15 protein-coding genes are annotated in these 15,467 nt (G+C 32.5%); 4 read left to right on the forward strand and 11 right to left on the reverse strand.

Features of this window, described 5'->3' with window-relative positions; all coding sequences use genetic code 11:
• Positions 1–173: 173 nt before the first annotated feature.
• Together EG849_RS01265 and EG849_RS01270 are read right to left on the reverse strand one after the other, a co-directional pair.
• Positions 174–1,214: a glycosyltransferase family 9 protein gene (locus EG849_RS01265; protein ID WP_233581732.1), complete on the reverse strand. Its 1,041-nt coding sequence runs from the start codon at positions 1,212–1,214 to the stop codon at positions 174–176.
• Positions 1,215–1,258: 44 nt separating this feature from the next.
• Positions 1,259–1,864, reverse strand: a complete 606-nt coding sequence (locus EG849_RS01270) for a DUF4254 domain-containing protein (protein WP_125011270.1) — start codon at positions 1,862–1,864, stop codon at positions 1,259–1,261.
• Positions 1,865–2,005: 141 nt separating this feature from the next.
• Here EG849_RS01270 and upp point away from each other — a divergent pair, with 141 nt between their 5' ends.
• Positions 2,006–2,659, forward strand: coding sequence for a uracil phosphoribosyltransferase (gene upp, locus EG849_RS01275; RefSeq protein ID WP_125011271.1), 654 nt, complete (start codon positions 2,006–2,008; stop codon positions 2,657–2,659).
• Here the strand turns inward: upp and EG849_RS01280 are convergent.
• Positions 2,654–3,583 (reverse strand): DUF6427 family protein, encoded by a 930-nt coding sequence (locus EG849_RS01280; RefSeq protein ID WP_125011272.1) that lies wholly within the window; start codon positions 3,581–3,583, stop codon positions 2,654–2,656. The genes upp and EG849_RS01280 overlap by 6 nt on opposite strands.
• A 100-nt stretch (positions 3,584–3,683) precedes the next feature.
• On the opposite strand from EG849_RS01280, the gene EG849_RS01285 reads away from it, so the two are divergent.
• Positions 3,684–3,914 carry a DUF6341 family protein gene (locus EG849_RS01285; RefSeq protein ID WP_125011273.1) on the forward strand — a complete coding sequence of 77 codons (231 nt, stop codon included), beginning with the start codon at positions 3,684–3,686 and terminating at the stop codon, positions 3,912–3,914.
• A gap of 66 nt (positions 3,915–3,980) precedes the next feature.
• On the opposite strand, the gene purD is transcribed toward EG849_RS01285, so the two are convergent.
• Positions 3,981–5,252, reverse strand: a complete 1,272-nt coding sequence (gene purD / locus EG849_RS01290) for a phosphoribosylamine--glycine ligase (protein ID WP_125011274.1) — start codon at positions 5,250–5,252, stop codon at positions 3,981–3,983.
• An 89-nt stretch (positions 5,253–5,341) separates the two neighbouring features.
• Here purD and EG849_RS01295 point away from each other — a divergent pair, with 89 nt between their 5' ends.
• Positions 5,342–6,652 carry a phenylacetate--CoA ligase family protein gene (locus EG849_RS01295; RefSeq protein ID WP_125011275.1) on the forward strand — a complete coding sequence of 437 codons (1,311 nt, stop codon included), beginning with the start codon at positions 5,342–5,344 and terminating at the stop codon, positions 6,650–6,652.
• 6 nt (positions 6,653–6,658) lie between these two features.
• Here the strand turns inward: EG849_RS01295 and EG849_RS01300 are convergent, their stop codons facing one another.
• Genes EG849_RS01300 through EG849_RS01320 form a run of 5 tightly spaced genes read right to left on the reverse strand, consistent with a single transcriptional unit; the run spans position 6,659 to position 12,123 of the window.
• A complete protein-coding gene (locus EG849_RS01300) occupies positions 6,659–7,429 on the reverse strand; it encodes a glycosyltransferase family 2 protein (RefSeq protein WP_125011276.1) in 771 nt (256 codons plus the stop codon).
• A gap of 3 nt (positions 7,430–7,432) precedes the next feature.
• Positions 7,433–8,785, reverse strand: a complete 1,353-nt coding sequence (locus EG849_RS01305) for an exopolysaccharide biosynthesis polyprenyl glycosylphosphotransferase (protein ID WP_125011277.1) — start codon at positions 8,783–8,785, stop codon at positions 7,433–7,435.
• Positions 8,785–9,768 carry a UDP-glucuronic acid decarboxylase family protein gene (locus EG849_RS01310; RefSeq protein ID WP_125011278.1) on the reverse strand — a complete coding sequence of 328 codons (984 nt, stop codon included), beginning with the start codon at positions 9,766–9,768 and terminating at the stop codon, positions 8,785–8,787. The genes EG849_RS01305 and EG849_RS01310 overlap by 1 nt, the downstream gene beginning before the upstream one ends.
• Positions 9,765–11,078 carry an O-antigen ligase family protein gene (locus tag EG849_RS01315; protein ID WP_125011279.1) on the reverse strand — a complete coding sequence of 438 codons (1,314 nt, stop codon included), beginning with the start codon at positions 11,076–11,078 and terminating at the stop codon, positions 9,765–9,767. Before EG849_RS01315 ends, EG849_RS01310 begins: the two co-directional genes overlap by 4 nt.
• Positions 11,020–12,123, reverse strand: a complete 1,104-nt coding sequence (locus tag EG849_RS01320; RefSeq protein WP_125011280.1) for a DUF1972 domain-containing protein — start codon at positions 12,121–12,123, stop codon at positions 11,020–11,022. The genes EG849_RS01315 and EG849_RS01320 overlap by 59 nt, the downstream gene beginning before the upstream one ends.
• Positions 12,124–12,315: 192 nt before the next feature.
• On the opposite strand from EG849_RS01320, the gene EG849_RS01325 reads away from it, so the two are divergent.
• A complete protein-coding gene (locus EG849_RS01325) occupies positions 12,316–13,092 on the forward strand; it encodes a 2OG-Fe(II) oxygenase (RefSeq protein WP_125011281.1) in 777 nt (258 codons plus the stop codon).
• Positions 13,093–13,108: 16 nt separating this feature from the next.
• On the opposite strand, the gene EG849_RS01330 is transcribed toward EG849_RS01325, so the two are convergent.
• Positions 13,109–14,215, reverse strand: coding sequence for a glycosyltransferase family 4 protein (locus EG849_RS01330; protein WP_158611904.1), 1,107 nt, complete (start codon positions 14,213–14,215; stop codon positions 13,109–13,111).
• The gene (locus tag EG849_RS01335; RefSeq protein ID WP_125011283.1) at positions 14,202–15,464 is read right to left on the reverse strand and encodes a hypothetical protein; all 1,263 of its coding nucleotides are present in this window, start codon (positions 15,462–15,464) and stop codon (positions 14,202–14,204) included. Before EG849_RS01335 ends, EG849_RS01330 begins: the two co-directional genes overlap by 14 nt.
• Between the last annotated feature and the right edge of the window lie 3 nt (positions 15,465–15,467).

Raw genomic sequence — 15,467 nt, forward strand, 5'->3', positions numbered from 1 at the left:
TTATGAAGCGCCAAACTATCAAGAAACGATTTCAAACTTAAAAAATTACACTAAAGAAATCTGCAGGATTAATAAGATTTGGCTTTAAGATTTTTAAAAAAATAAAAAGCATTTTTTTGCTTTAAAACTTACCGCAGCGTCGCAGATAATTTTAAAAATCTGTAAACCTGCGGTTATTTTTTTAAATATTCTTCTATTTTTTGTACGACGCTTTCAGCAGCAATACTTCGCATGGCGTCATCATAACCTGCTACTTTTTTATTTCCATAAACGGAAGTGGGAAGCAACGGGTATTTTTCCCGATCAGCAGCCAAGGCAGAATCCATGGGCTGGTTAAAGCATAAAAAACCCGCGTAAGGATGCGTCGCGCCCCAAAGCGTAACCACTTTTATGCCTAACATTGCGCCAATGTGCGAGTTCCCAGAATCCATGGAAAGCATTACATCTAAATTTGAAATGAGCTTTAATTCTGCATCAAATTTTAATTTTCCTGCGATATTAATTACATTTTCCTTTCCTTGGGCCAATTGATTCAAGATTTCAATTTCTTTGTCTCCGCCACCAAATAGAAAGATTTTATTGTCTGCGTTTTCGGCTAATTTATCAATCACTTCCTGCATCAAATCCTTCGGATACACTTTAGAATCATATTGTGCAAAAGGCGCAATCCCAATCCATTTACCACTTTTTTCTCCCGTAACTTTTAAAATTTCGGATGAAAGATTTGCCATTGCAGGAAACTCAGGATTATCTAGATTTATTTCAAAACCAAGTTGCTTAAAAACCTTGGTATGCCTTTCAAACATTGAAGTTACCGGTTTGAAAATTTTATTTTCGGCTCTTGTCAATGCTTTCTTTTCAGCTCTTCCTTTGTCAACAAATGCAGTTTTTTTTCCGCTTAATGCAAAAAGATTCCTTATGATTTTTGAACGCAAAACGTTGTGCAGATCCGCCACGGCATCGATTTTTAATGGAGCCAGATCCTTGTACAGGCGAAGCAATCCGAAGAAACCTTTGTGTCTTTCTTTCAAATCAATGGCAAAGAAATTCACATTGGAAATTCCATCAAAAAAAGGTTTAAAAAAAGGCCTGGAAACTACCGTGATTTTCACTTCTGGATGTTGCAAAACTAACGCGCGAATCACGGGAACTGTCATCGCGACATCACCCATTGCTGAAAGCCTGAAAACTACTATGTGCTTGATTTTTGACAAATTAAAACGTATTAGAAACAAGGCCTGAATATTATAAACTAGTATTATTTTTTGTTTTGGTACAAAATCGGATTCAAATCATCGTCATTGTACATTTTCATCTGCTTGTACACTTTCATATACTTGTCGCCGTTTTGAATATCGGTCAACAAATCATCGATTGCCGTTGTCAAATCACTTCTTTGTTCTAACAAGACATTCAGTTTTACTTGGCAGTTGCTGATGTGTTCTTTTGAAGCGTCTTTTCTTGTTGCTTCTTCGTTCATGTGATAGATTTTCAAAGCCAAGATAGACAATCTGTCAAATGCCCAAGCCGGACTTTCAGAATTGATCTTTGCCGAATCTTTTACTCTTACTTCGCTGTATTTTTTTAAGAAAAAACTATCTATAAATTCCACCATATCAGTTCTTTCCTGATTGGAAGCATCAATTCTTCTTTTCAATTTTAAAGCTTCAACCGGATCAATATTTGGATCACGAATGATGTCTTCAAAATGCCATTGAACAGTGTCTATCCAATTTTTTAGATACAATAAATGTTCAAATGTGTCATTAGAATACGGATTGTTAATTGGTTGGTCAACGTTATCATACTTGTGATAATCATTGATACTTTGCTCAAATACGGAATAGGCTAGTTTTGAAAACATAAATTTTACAATTAAAATACAAATATACTTTTTATACCTTTATGGCGGGTAAAAAGATTTCAGATTTCAGATTTGAAGATTTCATTGAACAGACAATTTGGTTCAAACTCATAATTCTAAACTTATAATTCATAACTCAAAATGCAAATCCATTATTTATCTGAAGAAAATAGTATTCTCAATCACTTTTTGGGACAAATAAGAAATGTAAATGTTCAGAAAGACAGCATGCGTTTTCGCAGAAACATTGAGCGAATTGGCGAAGTGATGTCTTATGAATTGAGCAAAAACTTGCATTATAGAAATATCGAAATCCAAACACCTCTTGGTATCAAAAAAACAACAGAAATTGAGGACGATTTGGTTTTGTGTTCAATTTTAAGAGCTGGTTTGCCTTTGCATTTAGGTTTTCTGAATTATTTTGATTCGGCTGAAAATGGTTTTGTTTCGGCGTATCGCCATCATTATAACAACGACGATGCGTTTGAAATCAAGGTAGAATATCAAGCCGTTCCAAGTATTGAAAACAAAAACTTGCTTTTGATTGATCCGATGTTGGCAACTGGCCAATCAATGGTAGCCGTTTTTAATAAATTGATGGAAAAAGGAACCCCAAAAGAAGTTCACATTGCAGTTGTAATAGCTGTTCCCGAAGGAATTGCTTATTTGGAACAAAACCTTCCTGACCATTGCCATCTTTGGGTGGCCACGTTAGACGAGAAATTAAACGACAAAAATTACATTATTCCAGGAATTGGCGATGCTGGCGATTTGGCTTACGGAAACAAATTATAATTGCGACACAAACGTCAATAAACTACATCCGACAATAAGATAAAGTATTGTCTCCTTCATCCAATTAATCTGCATTGCTTCAATTTGGTTCGTCGCCATAATGGCCACTGGCGCGAAAGTAAAGATCAGCATGCTGTTATTTTTATCCGAAGAAATCAAGAAAACAACGGCGCCAAGAATAAAAGCCACAATGATTTTCTTGTAAGAAGATTGCATATTTAAAGGCTTGCTGGGAATTGATACTGCTTGAGTTACGAAGAAAAATAGCGCCACAACAACATATAAAGAAAGGGCAAAATTCTGGTAATTATTGGTAAAATAATTGAAATTGAAATCAATGTAAGCGCTGTCAATAATTGAATCAATTAAACTGGTATCAAAAATCAAGGCGTACATCAAGCCGATAATTCCAACAGAAAAGAAGGCGATAAACGGTAAAACCCAGTTTCTGTAATCTCTTGAAACATGAAAAAGTATCGACACAAAAACAATCAAAATAAAGAGAATACTCCAGAAATGAAAAATTGAAGCGATAAAAATCCAAAACGAGGCGTCGAATATTTTTTCTTTTGGCGTAAGCAAAGATTGTAGTGAAATCAACCTTCTCAAAGCTAAAAGAATAAAGAAATTAGACAAAATCAGTTCTGTATTCCCTAAAGTTGTGGGAAATAATATCAAAAATGAGAAAAAAATCAAAAAGGCAAAACTATTGTCCTTGCTCAATCCATTCTTTTTGGTAACAAAGTTTATGATAAACAAAGAACCTATTAAAACCAGCAACAATGCTAGCTTCGAGCCGATTCCTTGCAAAGTTTCCATGGTTTCAGGAAAGTTTTGCAGGTATAAAAAATAGCAAACGACCAAGAGCGTTGTAATAATTATGTAATTTGCTGGTCGAGATTTACTAAAAATGCTTGTAATCATAAGGATATTTTATACTTTTGCAATTGTAAAGATACTACTTGTTCGAAGATGATGCTATTTTAAATGTTTCATCTGACAAATTAAATATAAACAAAACGATATGAAAGCATTTTTTGAAGGAATAGAATATTTGTTCGTGGATATTTTATTTAAGCCACTTGACTGGTTGAGAGAATTAGAATTGGCTAGTTGGTTTGGTGCAAATACTTTAAACTGGATTTTTATGATTATTTGCGCGGTGGCAATTGTCTACTGGATCAAACAATTAAAATTGCACAAAGAAAACAATGATGAGTATCAAGATACGACTGCTCATTCTTTCTTGAAATAATTTTTATCCAAGAAAAATAAAATTCCAAGAGACCATTTTAAAAATGTCTCTTGGAATTTTTTGTTTTTATAAGTCAAATCCAATATCTTTTCTGAAATACATTTTATCAAATTTCAGTTTTTCAATATTTTTATACGACTGAGCAATTGCTTCTTGAAAATTAGTTCCATACGAAGTTACGGCCAAAACTCTACCTCCATTTGAAACCACTTGTCCGTTATCAGTTTTTGTTCCGGCGTGAAAAACAATCGAATCTTGCACATTTTCGATTCCTGAAATGGCTTTGCCTTTTTCATACTCTTCAGGATAGCCGCCAGAAACAACCATAATTGTAGTCGCGCTTCTTTCGTCAATTTCCAATGTTTTTTCGCCTAATTTTTCTGCTGCAACGGCTTGAAACAATTCAACCAAATCAGATTTAATTCTCGGAATCACAACTTCCGTTTCCGGATCGCCCATTCTCACGTTGTATTCAATCACGATCGGTTCGTTTTTCACGTTGATTAATCCGATGAAAACAAAGCCTTTGTATTCAATTCCGTCTTTCTGCAAACCTTCGATGGTTGGTTTTACAATGCGACTTTCAATTTTTTCCAATAAAACAGCGTCCGCAAAAGGAACTGGTGAAACTGCTCCCATTCCGCCCGTATTCAAGCCAGTGTCGCCTTCACCGATTCTTTTGTAATCTTTGGCCGTTGGAAGAATTTTATAATTTTTACCGTCTGTTAAAACGAAACAACTCAATTCAATTCCGTCTAAAAATTCTTCGATAACGACTTTTGAACTTGCCTGACCGAATTTTTCATCGACCAACATATTTTTCAATTCGGTTTTTGCTTCTTCCAAATCTTGAATGATTAAAACGCCTTTTCCTGCAGCCAAACCATCTGCTTTTAAAACATAAGGCGGAGATAAAGTTTCTAAGAATTGTTGTCCTTTTTCTAAAGTTGCCGCCGTGAAACTTCCGTAAGCTGCAGTTGGAATATTGTGTTTTACCAAAAATTCTTTGGCAAATTCCTTGCTTCCTTCTAATTGCGCGCCATTTTTTGACGGTCCAATTACCGGAACGTTTTTTAAAGCTTCATCATTTTTGAAAAAATCAAAAATTCCGGCAACCAACGGATCTTCGGGACCAACGACAACCATTTCAATTTTCTCTTCGATTACCAGCTTTTTTACCGCTTCAAAATCGGTTGGACTGATGTTTTTGTTGATGGCAATGGCTTCTGTTCCAGCATTTCCTGGTGCTACAAAAAGTTTCGAGCATTTGTCGCTTTGTAACATTTTCCAAGCCAAAGCGTGTTCTCTTCCGCCAGAACCTAATAGTAAAATTGTCATTGTTGTGTAGTTTGTTTAATAAGTTCCAAAATTAATTGCTTTTGAACATAAAAAATAATTAATTTACTAAAAACTATCAACTTTTGTCTGTGTTTAAAATTTTCGACTTTTCCTTAAAGGTAAATGGCTTTGCTATTGACGAAGCTAAACTGGATTTCAAGCACATTCTTGAAGTTCCAGAAGAAGATTATGAGGCTTATATTTTACAGAAAAAGAAAGAAATCGTAGATTTTCATCTTCAAAACAATGCATTTTACCAAAAATTAGCCAATGGAAAAAATGTCGATAATTGGTATAATTTGCCAGTGTTGACCAAAAAAGATTTACAAAAGCCTTTATCAGAAAGATTCTCAAAAGGATATTTTGAAAAAAGTGTTTTTGTCAATAAAACTTCAGGTTCCAGCGGACATCCTTTTATTTTTGCCAAAGATAAGTATTGCCACGCCTTGACTTGGGCATCGATTATTTACCGTTTTGGCTGGTTTGGCATTGATTTTAATACTTCGTATCAGGCTCGATTTTATGGAATTCCGTTGGGTTTTATCGGAAACAAAAAAGAACGCCTGAAAGATTTTTTAGGAAGAAGATACCGCTTTCCGATTTTTGATTTATCGGATGCTTTTTTAGAAGAAGTTTTGCTGAAATTCAAGAAGGCAAAATTTGACCACATCAACGGATACACCAGTTCTATAGTTTTATTTGCCAAATTTTTAAAACGCAAAAATATCGTTTTAAAAGATGTTTGCCCGACTTTAAAAGCGTGTTTTGTGACTTCGGAAATGCTTTTTGCGGAAGATAAAATTGTATTGCAAAAACAATTCGGAATTGAAATCATCAATGAATATGGAGCTTCTGAATTGGATTTGATTGCTTTTGAAAATAAAAATGGTGAATGGCAAGTGAATTCTGAAACCTTGTTTGTGGAAATTTTAGACGATAACAATCAGCCAGTTGAAAACGGAAAAGAAGGCAAAATTGTGATCACGTCATTATACAACAAAGCGCATCCTTTTATTAGATATGAAATTGGCGACATTGGAATTTTAGATGAAAAAAGTACTACAAAAAAACCAATTCTCAAGCAATTAATTGGCAGAACGAACGATGTGGCACTGCTTCCAAGCGGTAAAAAATCTCCTGGACTAACCTTCTATTATGTAACTAAATCAATCATTGAAGATGACGGAAACGTGCGTGAATTTGTAATAAAACAGCAAAAAATAGATACTTTTGAAGTCGAATATGTGAGCGAAATTGCTCTTTGTGAACAGCAGATTTTAAAAATTGAAGATGCGATTTCTTTATATCTGGAACCCAATTTGAAATTTACCTTTATCAGAAAAGCAGTTTTGGAACGCACCAGTCGCGGTAAATTGAAGCAGTTTTCATCTTATTTGTAAATCTATTTAAAAATGCTTTCTGATGTATTTTGGTTTTATAAAAAAATGCGTGAAGAGAAATTTCAACATACATAAGCTTGCAGAAATTGCATTTAACTTGTGAAAATGCCTGTAAACATTGTAATTGTGTTTAACTAACGAAGCTTTTGAAGCCGAAAGTGAATTGTCTCGAACTCTGTAAATCGCCAAACTTTCAGCAATGGGTTTTGCCGTTTTTATTTGTTTTAAAATCGTGAGCCACAGCATCCAATCTTGTCTTTTTCTGGAAGAAGAAATTTGTATTTTTCCGAAAAAATCAGCATCGTAAATTCCGGTTAAGTTTCCGACTAAATTACTCCAAAATAACTGGTTGTATTTTAAATTTAAAGGCGCTTCGATCGTTTTGTACAGGGATTTTCCAGACTCATCAATACAGTCGTAAAAGGAAAAAGTGAACGGTTTGTTTTCTGAAATCAAATAATCCACTTGCTTTTCAAGCTTTTCTGACTTCCATAAATCATCGGAATCAAGAAATGCCATAAATCTTCCTGACGAAAGAGAAAGCGCTTTATTTCGAGCGATTCCGGTTCCTGAATTATTTTTTAATTGATATAGTTTTATTCTTTTATCATCCAAAAATTCATTGATAATTGAAATGGTTTTATCAGTGGAACAATCGTCAACGATTATCATTTCCCAATTTTGATAGGTCTGATTTTGAACCGATTTTATGGTTTCCGAAATAAACTTTTCTGAATTATACGAAGGCGTGATTATGGAAACAAGGTGCTTTTCCATGTTTTAATATGCTTTATCTTCGCCTTTAATTGCGTTGTAAATCGTTAAAAATATGATTTTAATGTCTAATAAAATCGACCAATTTTCAAGATAGAAAATATCAAATTTCACACGGTAGATAATGTCTTTATCGGTTTCGACTTCGCCTCTAAAACCTTTTGTTTGTGCTAAGCCTGTGATTCCAGGCTTTATAAAATGACGCACCATAAATTTGTCAATTCTGCGCGCGTACATTTCGGTATGGCTGACCATGTGCGGTCTTGGTCCAACGACTGACATATCGCCTAATAAAACATTGAAAAATTGAGGCAATTCATCTATGCTGGTTTTTCTAATGAAACGACCCACTTTTGTGATTCGAGGGTCATTTTTTGAAACTTGGTGCAAATCAGCAACATCATTGATTTCCATGGATCTAAATTTGTAGCAATTGAACTCTTTGTAATTCAACCCATTTCTTTTTTGTTTAAAAAAAACGTTTCCTTTGGATTCTAATTTTATTAAAACCGCTAAAATTGGGATTAACCACGATAAAACTCCGATAATAATAAATAAGGAAAATACTATGTCAAATAACCTTTTGATTACTTTGTTTGCTGTTTCATCTAATGGAATATTTCGGAGTGAAATAATGGGAATGTAATCATAATAATCATAAATTAAGTTTCTGGCCAAGACCTCTTTATTGTCTGGAAGAAACTTTAATATCTTCAAGTTATTATCGGTGAAATCAACAAATTTATTTACATCCGTATTGGAAAGATCGGCTAAAGAACAATAGATTTCGTCAATTTTATTATCCATCACGAATTCAAAACATTGCTCCAATTCTTCCTCTTTATTGTAATTTAAGTTGAAAGTGTGTTCTAATTTATATCCATAATCTGGATTGTCATTAAAGAAATCTTCTAATTGGACTACACTTTTTCCGTTTCCCACAATAATAACTCTCCTAAAATTTCCTCCAAAAACGACTCTAAATTTTCTTAATGCAAAATAGATAAAAAACTTCGCCAACGAAATCAGCAATATTGAGGTGCTTACAAATAAAACCATCATGGATGGCTCAGAAAACTTGAGATAAAACCCTATAAATGCGAAATTTACAATTAAAAAGATGAAATATTGTTTGAACACATTAGCCAAAATATTAATAACCTTTGTGTAGCGATACACTTCATAAAATCCTATATTCCAAGCAATTATCAACCAAGAAATGGTAATAAAAATGTGATAGCTGAATAGATTTAAAGTTTCTGGTAACAGAAAGTTTGCTAAGATGTTGATAATTATCAAATCTAGCATATATGAAAATGGCCTGATGTAGCCCGAGTATCTTCCTGTCTTTTTTGGCACTAAAATATATATTTCGAAAAATCTTTATGCTCTTCCTTCATCAATTCTTCTGACGATAAAGATTTAAAATATTCATAGGTAATTCTCATTCCTTCTGACCTTGAAACTTTTGCTTCCCAGCCCAGCAATTCTTTTGCTTTTGTAATATCAGGCTGGCGTTGCAACGGATCGTTAATTGGTAAAGGATGATATACCACTTTTTGATCTGTTCTCGTTAATTTTATAATTTCTTCAGCGAAATCCTTAATTGCAATTTCGTCTGGATTTCCAATATTTACGGGATAAACGTAATCAGAATGCAATAATCTAAAAATTCCTTCCACTTGATCGTCCACATAACAGAAAGAACGTGTTTGCATTCCATCGCCAAAAATAGTCAAATCTTCGCCACGAAGCGCTTGTCCAATAAAAGCCGGAATTACCCGACCGTCATTTAATCTCATTCGAGGTCCATACGTATTAAATATACGAACAATTCTGGTTTCAACACCATGGAAAGTGTGGTATGCCATGGTAATCGATTCTTGAAAACGTTTTGCTTCATCATAAACGCCTCTTGGCCCGATGGTGTTTACGTTTCCATAATATTCTTCGGTTTGTGGATGAACTAATGGGTCGCCATACACTTCAGATGTGGATGCAATTAAGATTCTAGCTTTTTTTACCCGAGCTAATCCTAATAAATTATGTGTCCCTAAAGAGCCTACTTTTAAAGTCTGAATTGGAATTTTTAAATAATCTATTGGACTTGCTGGAGATGCAAAATGCAAAATATAATCTAACTTTCCGGGTACATTCACAAATTTGGTGATATCATGATGGTAAAACTCAAAATGTTCTAGCTTAAAAAGATGTTCGATATTTTTTAAATCTCCAGTAATCAAATTATCCATTGCGATAACGTTATAGCCTTCAGAGATAAAACGATCGCAGAGATGTGAGCCTAAAAAGCCAGCGGCGCCAGTAATTAAAATTCTTTTCATATAGTTTGTCTGTTGGCTTTAAAGTTTTTCTGTGCGTTGAAAAGGCAATACATCATTGTGAAAAAAACGACTCCTCTTTGCCTCCACAAAAATGATTCAGTTAAAAATAACATTAAAATCAAGATTGCAAAGGCAATATGCGGAAAATTTTTACTTAAAAAGGCTTTTCGTATGTTAATTATTAATGCCAAAAGTAAAATTAACAAACCAAAAACACCTAATTCAGCGAAATTTTGAACATATTGATTGTGAAAATTGTAACCTGCATAACCTTCGTGAACTTTATATTTTTTTGCTTTTTTACCAATTTTGATCGTTGAGGCATTTAATCCATATCCTGTAAAGAAAATGGGATCGTCTTGCAGCATTTCGATAAAAATTCTGGTTTGGTAAACCCTGAATGCTGTTCCGGGAAAATAATCATTAGCCTTAAATTCTTCATTATTCCAGGCTTGTTTTATGCTAACATTATAAACTTGAGCTTGGGCTCCATAACCTTCGGCGAGCGTATTTTCAGTGGTATTTGTTTTAAATTCTATTAAAAATCGATCTCTAATTTGTTTTACAAAGGAAAGAGATATAAAGATAAGAATGACCGTAAAAATGCTGCCATATTTCAGTTTCTTAGAAATTTTAGCATAGAAAAAAAAGTATAAAAATACCAATGAGAGAAACACAACTATAATATTTTTTGAAGCTAACATAAAAATAATAGTCGTTAAAAGGAAGGAGCAAATGATGTCAATCGTTTTTTTATTGTTTTTAGTTAGAAAATAAAAGCAGGCAACGCTCATATAAACCGAAACGTGAATTGCGTTCAAATCTTTGGTCACTAATTCATGGTAGAAAAAAACGGAAGTATCATGGTTTAAAAAATACCGAACAGTTGCTTTTGCAAAATAGAACTGCGCAAATAAGGCCATTCCGAAACTATAATATTTTAAAATTTTAAAGATTTGCTCTTTTGTAAATTGTTTTATTGCACAAAAACACAAAGGAAGTAAGAGTAACGCTATTTCTTTTGATAATGCAGAAAATGTTCTTGAAAAACTTAGTGTCCAAAGTAAAGAAAGTGCCATCAAAAGATAAAGCAACATTAATGGCAGAAGGTTTTTTTGTAACTTAAAATCTTCTTTTTTAAATGTACTGGCAGAAATGACAACAAAAATGACTAGAAAAATATTATTGAGTGCATAGCTTAACGGTATTGAAAGCAGCACTAAAATTGAAGGAATAAATAGCTTATTTTGACTATTTTCTATCCTTAAATCTTGATAGACATTCTTCAAAAAGTTGTAAGTAATCGCCATTTATTTTTGTCCAGTTAAATTCATTTTCTATTGCATTTAAATTGTTTTCAATTTTCTGCAAGTTATCATATTTTTTAATTGACAGTATTAAATTTTTCACTTCTTCTGACGATGAAAAATAGAATGCATTTTCTTTTAAAATTCCTTGATTAAATTCATTTTCGTGTGCCAAAATAAAGGCTTGAGATGCCATCGCTTCTAACAATGAAGGATTGGTTCCACCAACGGTATGACCGTGAAAATAAAAATTTGAAAAGTATCGCAAATTATTCAAATCTTCTAGATTGTAAATTGCTCCTAAAAATCTAATATTTGTTTGATGAAATTTTGATTTTAAGTAATTTCCAAATTTTGTATTGTGATTTCCAATGACCAAAATTGTGGTAAGATCATTGCTTTTTACAACTCCGTCAAGAACCATTTCGATATTGTTTTCTGGCTCTAATCGCGCCAAAATCATATTGTATTTATTTTCTTCTACCTTATATTTTAAAAGAACATCATTTGTAGGATTCTTAAAAACATCACTTCCATAAGCAATATATTTTGAGGCTCTTTTGTATTTTTTTTGAATATAATTTTGAATTCCGATGGAATCTGCAATTAAGGAATGACTACTAGTTACGGCTAGTTTTTCAGCATATTTTAAGGCTTTTTGAACAATCGGCTTATACTTTGTTCTTTTCCATTCAAGACCGTCCATATTGGTTATGATGATTGCTTTTTTTGGAACAAGAAAGTGCCAAATTGAGTTGCTAGTGTAGCCAAGTTGTAAGATAATATCAAAATTTCTTTTTCGAGAATCTAAAATGCAATTCAAATCATAGATAAATTGTCCAGCAGTTCCAATTTTAAATTCTGGGTCATAACAATGAATCAGATGTACACCTTTAAAAGTTTTTTCTTGATATGGGTGATTGTGCGAATTATAGACATAAACTTCGTGCCCTTTTTCAGCAAGAAATATTGAAAAAAACTCTGCAAACTGTTCAAAACCACCATAGTGATTTGGTACACCTCGAGTTCCTAATATGGCTATTTTCATTTTTAATTGCATTTTCGGTTGCAAAAATACTGTTTTTAAGATAATTTTAAGGTTACTTTTTAAGAAATGGTCGCTTTATCAAACGTGATTAACACTTTTTTTAAGGTTATCAAATTTTGAAGTTGATTTTAAATTAGGAATAGTGCTATTTAGACTAATTATATATATTTTTGTTTCAATAAATATCACAATATGATTAATTTCGATAAATTAGAGAATAACATCGATGCCTTAAGAAACACTTACTTGGCAGCACAGCCATTTCCTCATTTAATTATTGATGATTTCTGTGAATTAGACAAGTTGAATCGAGCTTATGCGAGCATTCCTGAATTAAACAATAAAAGCCGTGATTATGCTTTTGCAAATAATAAGTTTGAAAAATCTAATTATCGCGAACTTTCTCCTGAACTTTTAGAACTTTATACTGATCTAGCATCTGAAAGATTTAATAAAATTCTTTGTCATATTACTGCAAAAAAAGTTTTTGTGGATCCAAAAAATCACGGAGGCGGTTTACACCAAGGAAAAAAAAATAGTTTTCTTGATATGCACCTTGATTTTAATTATCATCCTATCAATAAAAATTGGTATAGAGAATTAAATTTGTTGTTATATCTTAACAAAGATTGGAAGACAGAATATAAAGGAGGTTTAATCATCAAAGATCTGAGAACCAACGAAGAAGAAGAGTTGGATGTTCCTTTTAACAGGTTAATCATTCAGCAATGTGCTCCTTATTCTTTACACGGTTATAACATGACAAATTTTCCTGAAGGAAGATTTAGAACGTCAGTTGCTACTTATGCTTATCAGGTTCACGAGCATTTGATTGAAACTCCAAGAACAACAGATTGGTTTCCTGACAAGGATGCTTCTTTTATGAAAAAACTATTGGCTAAAAACTATAACTTTTTAGTACAAACAAAAAATAAATTTTTTGGCAGCGGAACTGCTAAAAATCAATAAAAAAAAGCCTTGTTCATCAAGGCTTTTTTGTTTTTAAGGCTTCTTGGTAAGCAATTGCTGCTTTCTTCCAACTGTATTTTTGTTTTAAAGCTGTTGAAAATTCATCAAGTTCAAGGTCATCAATTGTTAATGCCAACAAAAGCTTTTCTTCAAAATCTTGCTGATTCATTGGATCAAAGCTATACTCTTTTAAAAAATCAAAATCTGACATAGCGGTCGCATTTGAAGTTATCGTTGGAACCTTCGCTGCTACCGATTCTAATGGCGGAATGCCAAAACCTTCTGCAATTGACGGATAGATTAGAAGTTCTGATCCTCTTAAAAAAGAAAGCATTTCATTAAACGGAACTTTTTCAAAAGTGTGAATTTTTTGCTTAATCTCGTTATCTAAATTTGCATAAAGCTCATTGTATTTTTTATTTTCAAATGTAGTATCACCAATAAAAACCAAATCATATTTTTTATATAATTCAAGATTTATGTAGCTTTTTAAAATCAAATCTTGCTTTTTTCTTGGCTCCCAGCGACTTATGCAAATAATATATTTTGAAATATCGTGTTTTTGAAAAATTTCATCTTGAATCTTCTTCTTTTCATAGGTTTCAAAAAACTCCTCTGAGACTGCATTTGTGGTAATCCAAACATTTTTTACTGCAAAATGCTTTTCAATTTGTGCTTTTGAATATTCAGAAACGGTTAAAACAACATCAGAAGCTTTTACGCTCCATTTATACAAAAACTTATTTTTCAACGCATTAAGTCGAGGAAAATAATCAGGAAAATCGATAAACAAGACATCATGCGTGGTGACAATATATTTGCATCTTTTAACAGGCGAAACAATATATTGAAAATGAGCAAAATCAATATTGTTAGACTTAATCATCTTAGGAATATCAAAAATAAGCCGAAAGAATTTATTTTTTGATTTGTATTTTAAATAGCTGATGTTTGGAGAGCTTCCAAAATTTTTTTGCAAATTTTCAACATCGTCCCCTGCAAAGAAAAAATGAATAGTTGTGTCTTTAACCAGTTCTTGATAAAGTCCTTTTAAATAAGTTGTGGTTCCTTGAAAACCATCATCAAAAACGTGACAGTCAACAAAAATATTAGTCCTTTTCATTCTCTTTTGCATTTAAGTAAAGGATTCTATTTTCTTTGTCTATTACTTGTCGCAATGCAATCAAAAATCCTATAATTACTGATTTATTGTCGAGTTTTAAATAAAGTCCTAAAAAGACCCAATTTGAAAAAATCAAAAATATTCCCGTACCAATTAAAAAATAATTGATGTGCTTTATCTCGTCGTCATTCACTCTTTTTTGCTTGCAGAGAACTATGATAAAGCAGATGAGGAAGAAAACCCCAAAGATTCCTGATTTTAAAAAAACAGTCATATATCCGTTGTGCACGATGGGAATGTATCTAACAAATTCTCCGTCATTTGACCAAACTTCTCTTCCTAAATCAAGTGTTGCCCCAAGTCCTTCGCCAAAAAGAACAGCCGATAAACCTTCGTTTGAAACTTGTTTTACGGCAATAATATTTTCATAAGATCTGTAATTGTCATTAAAATCTTTCCAATCGTCTTTGTTTATTTTGGTTTTAAAAGGTTCAATCGGAGCAATTTTTATTTTGTATAAAAAAGTTTCAAGCCCTTTGCCTCCTCGCTTTGGGTTTGATGAATAAACGGCTCCATAACCTATTAAAACGGTAATAAAAATGGTAACAAGAACGATTATTGATTTTTTAGTTAAGACAAAATACCCTTTTAAAGCAACAAAAAGAACTACAAATTGAATCAGATTTGTTCTGGCTAAATATAAAAAACTTGAAACTCCAACTAGCAGTATTAAAATTCGAAGTCTTGATTTTGAAAATTGAATCTTAAATTTATCACTAAAAATAAGCATAATCAAAACATAGATTTCATAATCACTAAAGTAACCCGCTTCTTGCCGAATCAAGTTGACATTAAAAGTGCCATAGGTAATTATCGTAATGCAAATTATAGCTATGTGGATAAATGAAATTATCGCGCCCGTATAAATAAACATTTTTAATGCTTTTTCTGACGAGACTTTGCACAACTGATATCCTGCCCAAAGTCCCATAATTGGCTTGGCTAGATAAGTTATGTCTCTAATAATGCCATAAATTTTATGGTCTCTAAAAAGTGAACTGATGAATGCCGTTGAAAGAATTACAACAAAAAATGAAATATATTTTAATAAGGTAATGGAATATTTTTTTTGTAAAGTCAACAAAATTGTGACTGACCAAACTGCAAAAACAAGCTCATAATTGTTCAAGAATGTTACTCCAATACAAAAAAAGTACAACAATTGATATAACAACTCTTTATTTTTCATTTT

Origin of the sequence: Flavobacterium macacae, from assembly GCF_003865365.1 — a bacterium.
GTDB lineage: Bacteria > Bacteroidota > Bacteroidia > Flavobacteriales > Flavobacteriaceae > Flavobacterium > Flavobacterium macacae.

Bases quoted from the DNA above. Each gene is read 5' to 3' on its own strand.
- EG849_RS01270 (WP_125011270.1), bottom strand. From the start codon at position 1,864: ATGTTTTCAAAACTAGCCTATTCCGTATTTGAGCAAAGTATCAATGAT.
- upp (WP_125011271.1), top strand. From the start codon at position 2,006: ATGCAAATCCATTATTTATCTGAAGAAAATAGTATTCTCAATCACTTT.
- EG849_RS01280 (WP_125011272.1), bottom strand. From the start codon at position 3,583: ATGATTACAAGCATTTTTAGTAAATCTCGACCAGCAAATTACATAATT.
- EG849_RS01285 (WP_125011273.1), top strand. From the start codon at position 3,684: ATGAAAGCATTTTTTGAAGGAATAGAATATTTGTTCGTGGATATTTTA.
- purD (WP_125011274.1), bottom strand. From the start codon at position 5,252: ATGACAATTTTACTATTAGGTTCTGGCGGAAGAGAACACGCTTTGGCT.
- EG849_RS01300 (WP_125011276.1), bottom strand. From the start codon at position 7,429: ATGGAAAAGCACCTTGTTTCCATAATCACGCCTTCGTATAATTCAGAA.
- EG849_RS01310 (WP_125011278.1), bottom strand. From the start codon at position 9,768: ATGAAAAGAATTTTAATTACTGGCGCCGCTGGCTTTTTAGGCTCACAT.
- EG849_RS01315 (WP_125011279.1), bottom strand. From the start codon at position 11,078: ATGGCGATTACTTACAACTTTTTGAAGAATGTCTATCAAGATTTAAGG.
- EG849_RS01320 (WP_125011280.1), bottom strand. From the start codon at position 12,123: ATGAAAATAGCCATATTAGGAACTCGAGGTGTACCAAATCACTATGGT.
- EG849_RS01325 (WP_125011281.1), top strand. From the start codon at position 12,316: ATGATTAATTTCGATAAATTAGAGAATAACATCGATGCCTTAAGAAAC.
- EG849_RS01330 (WP_158611904.1), bottom strand. From the start codon at position 14,215: ATGAAAAGGACTAATATTTTTGTTGACTGTCACGTTTTTGATGATGGT.
- EG849_RS01335 (WP_125011283.1), bottom strand. From the start codon at position 15,464: ATGAAAAATAAAGAGTTGTTATATCAATTGTTGTACTTTTTTTGTATT.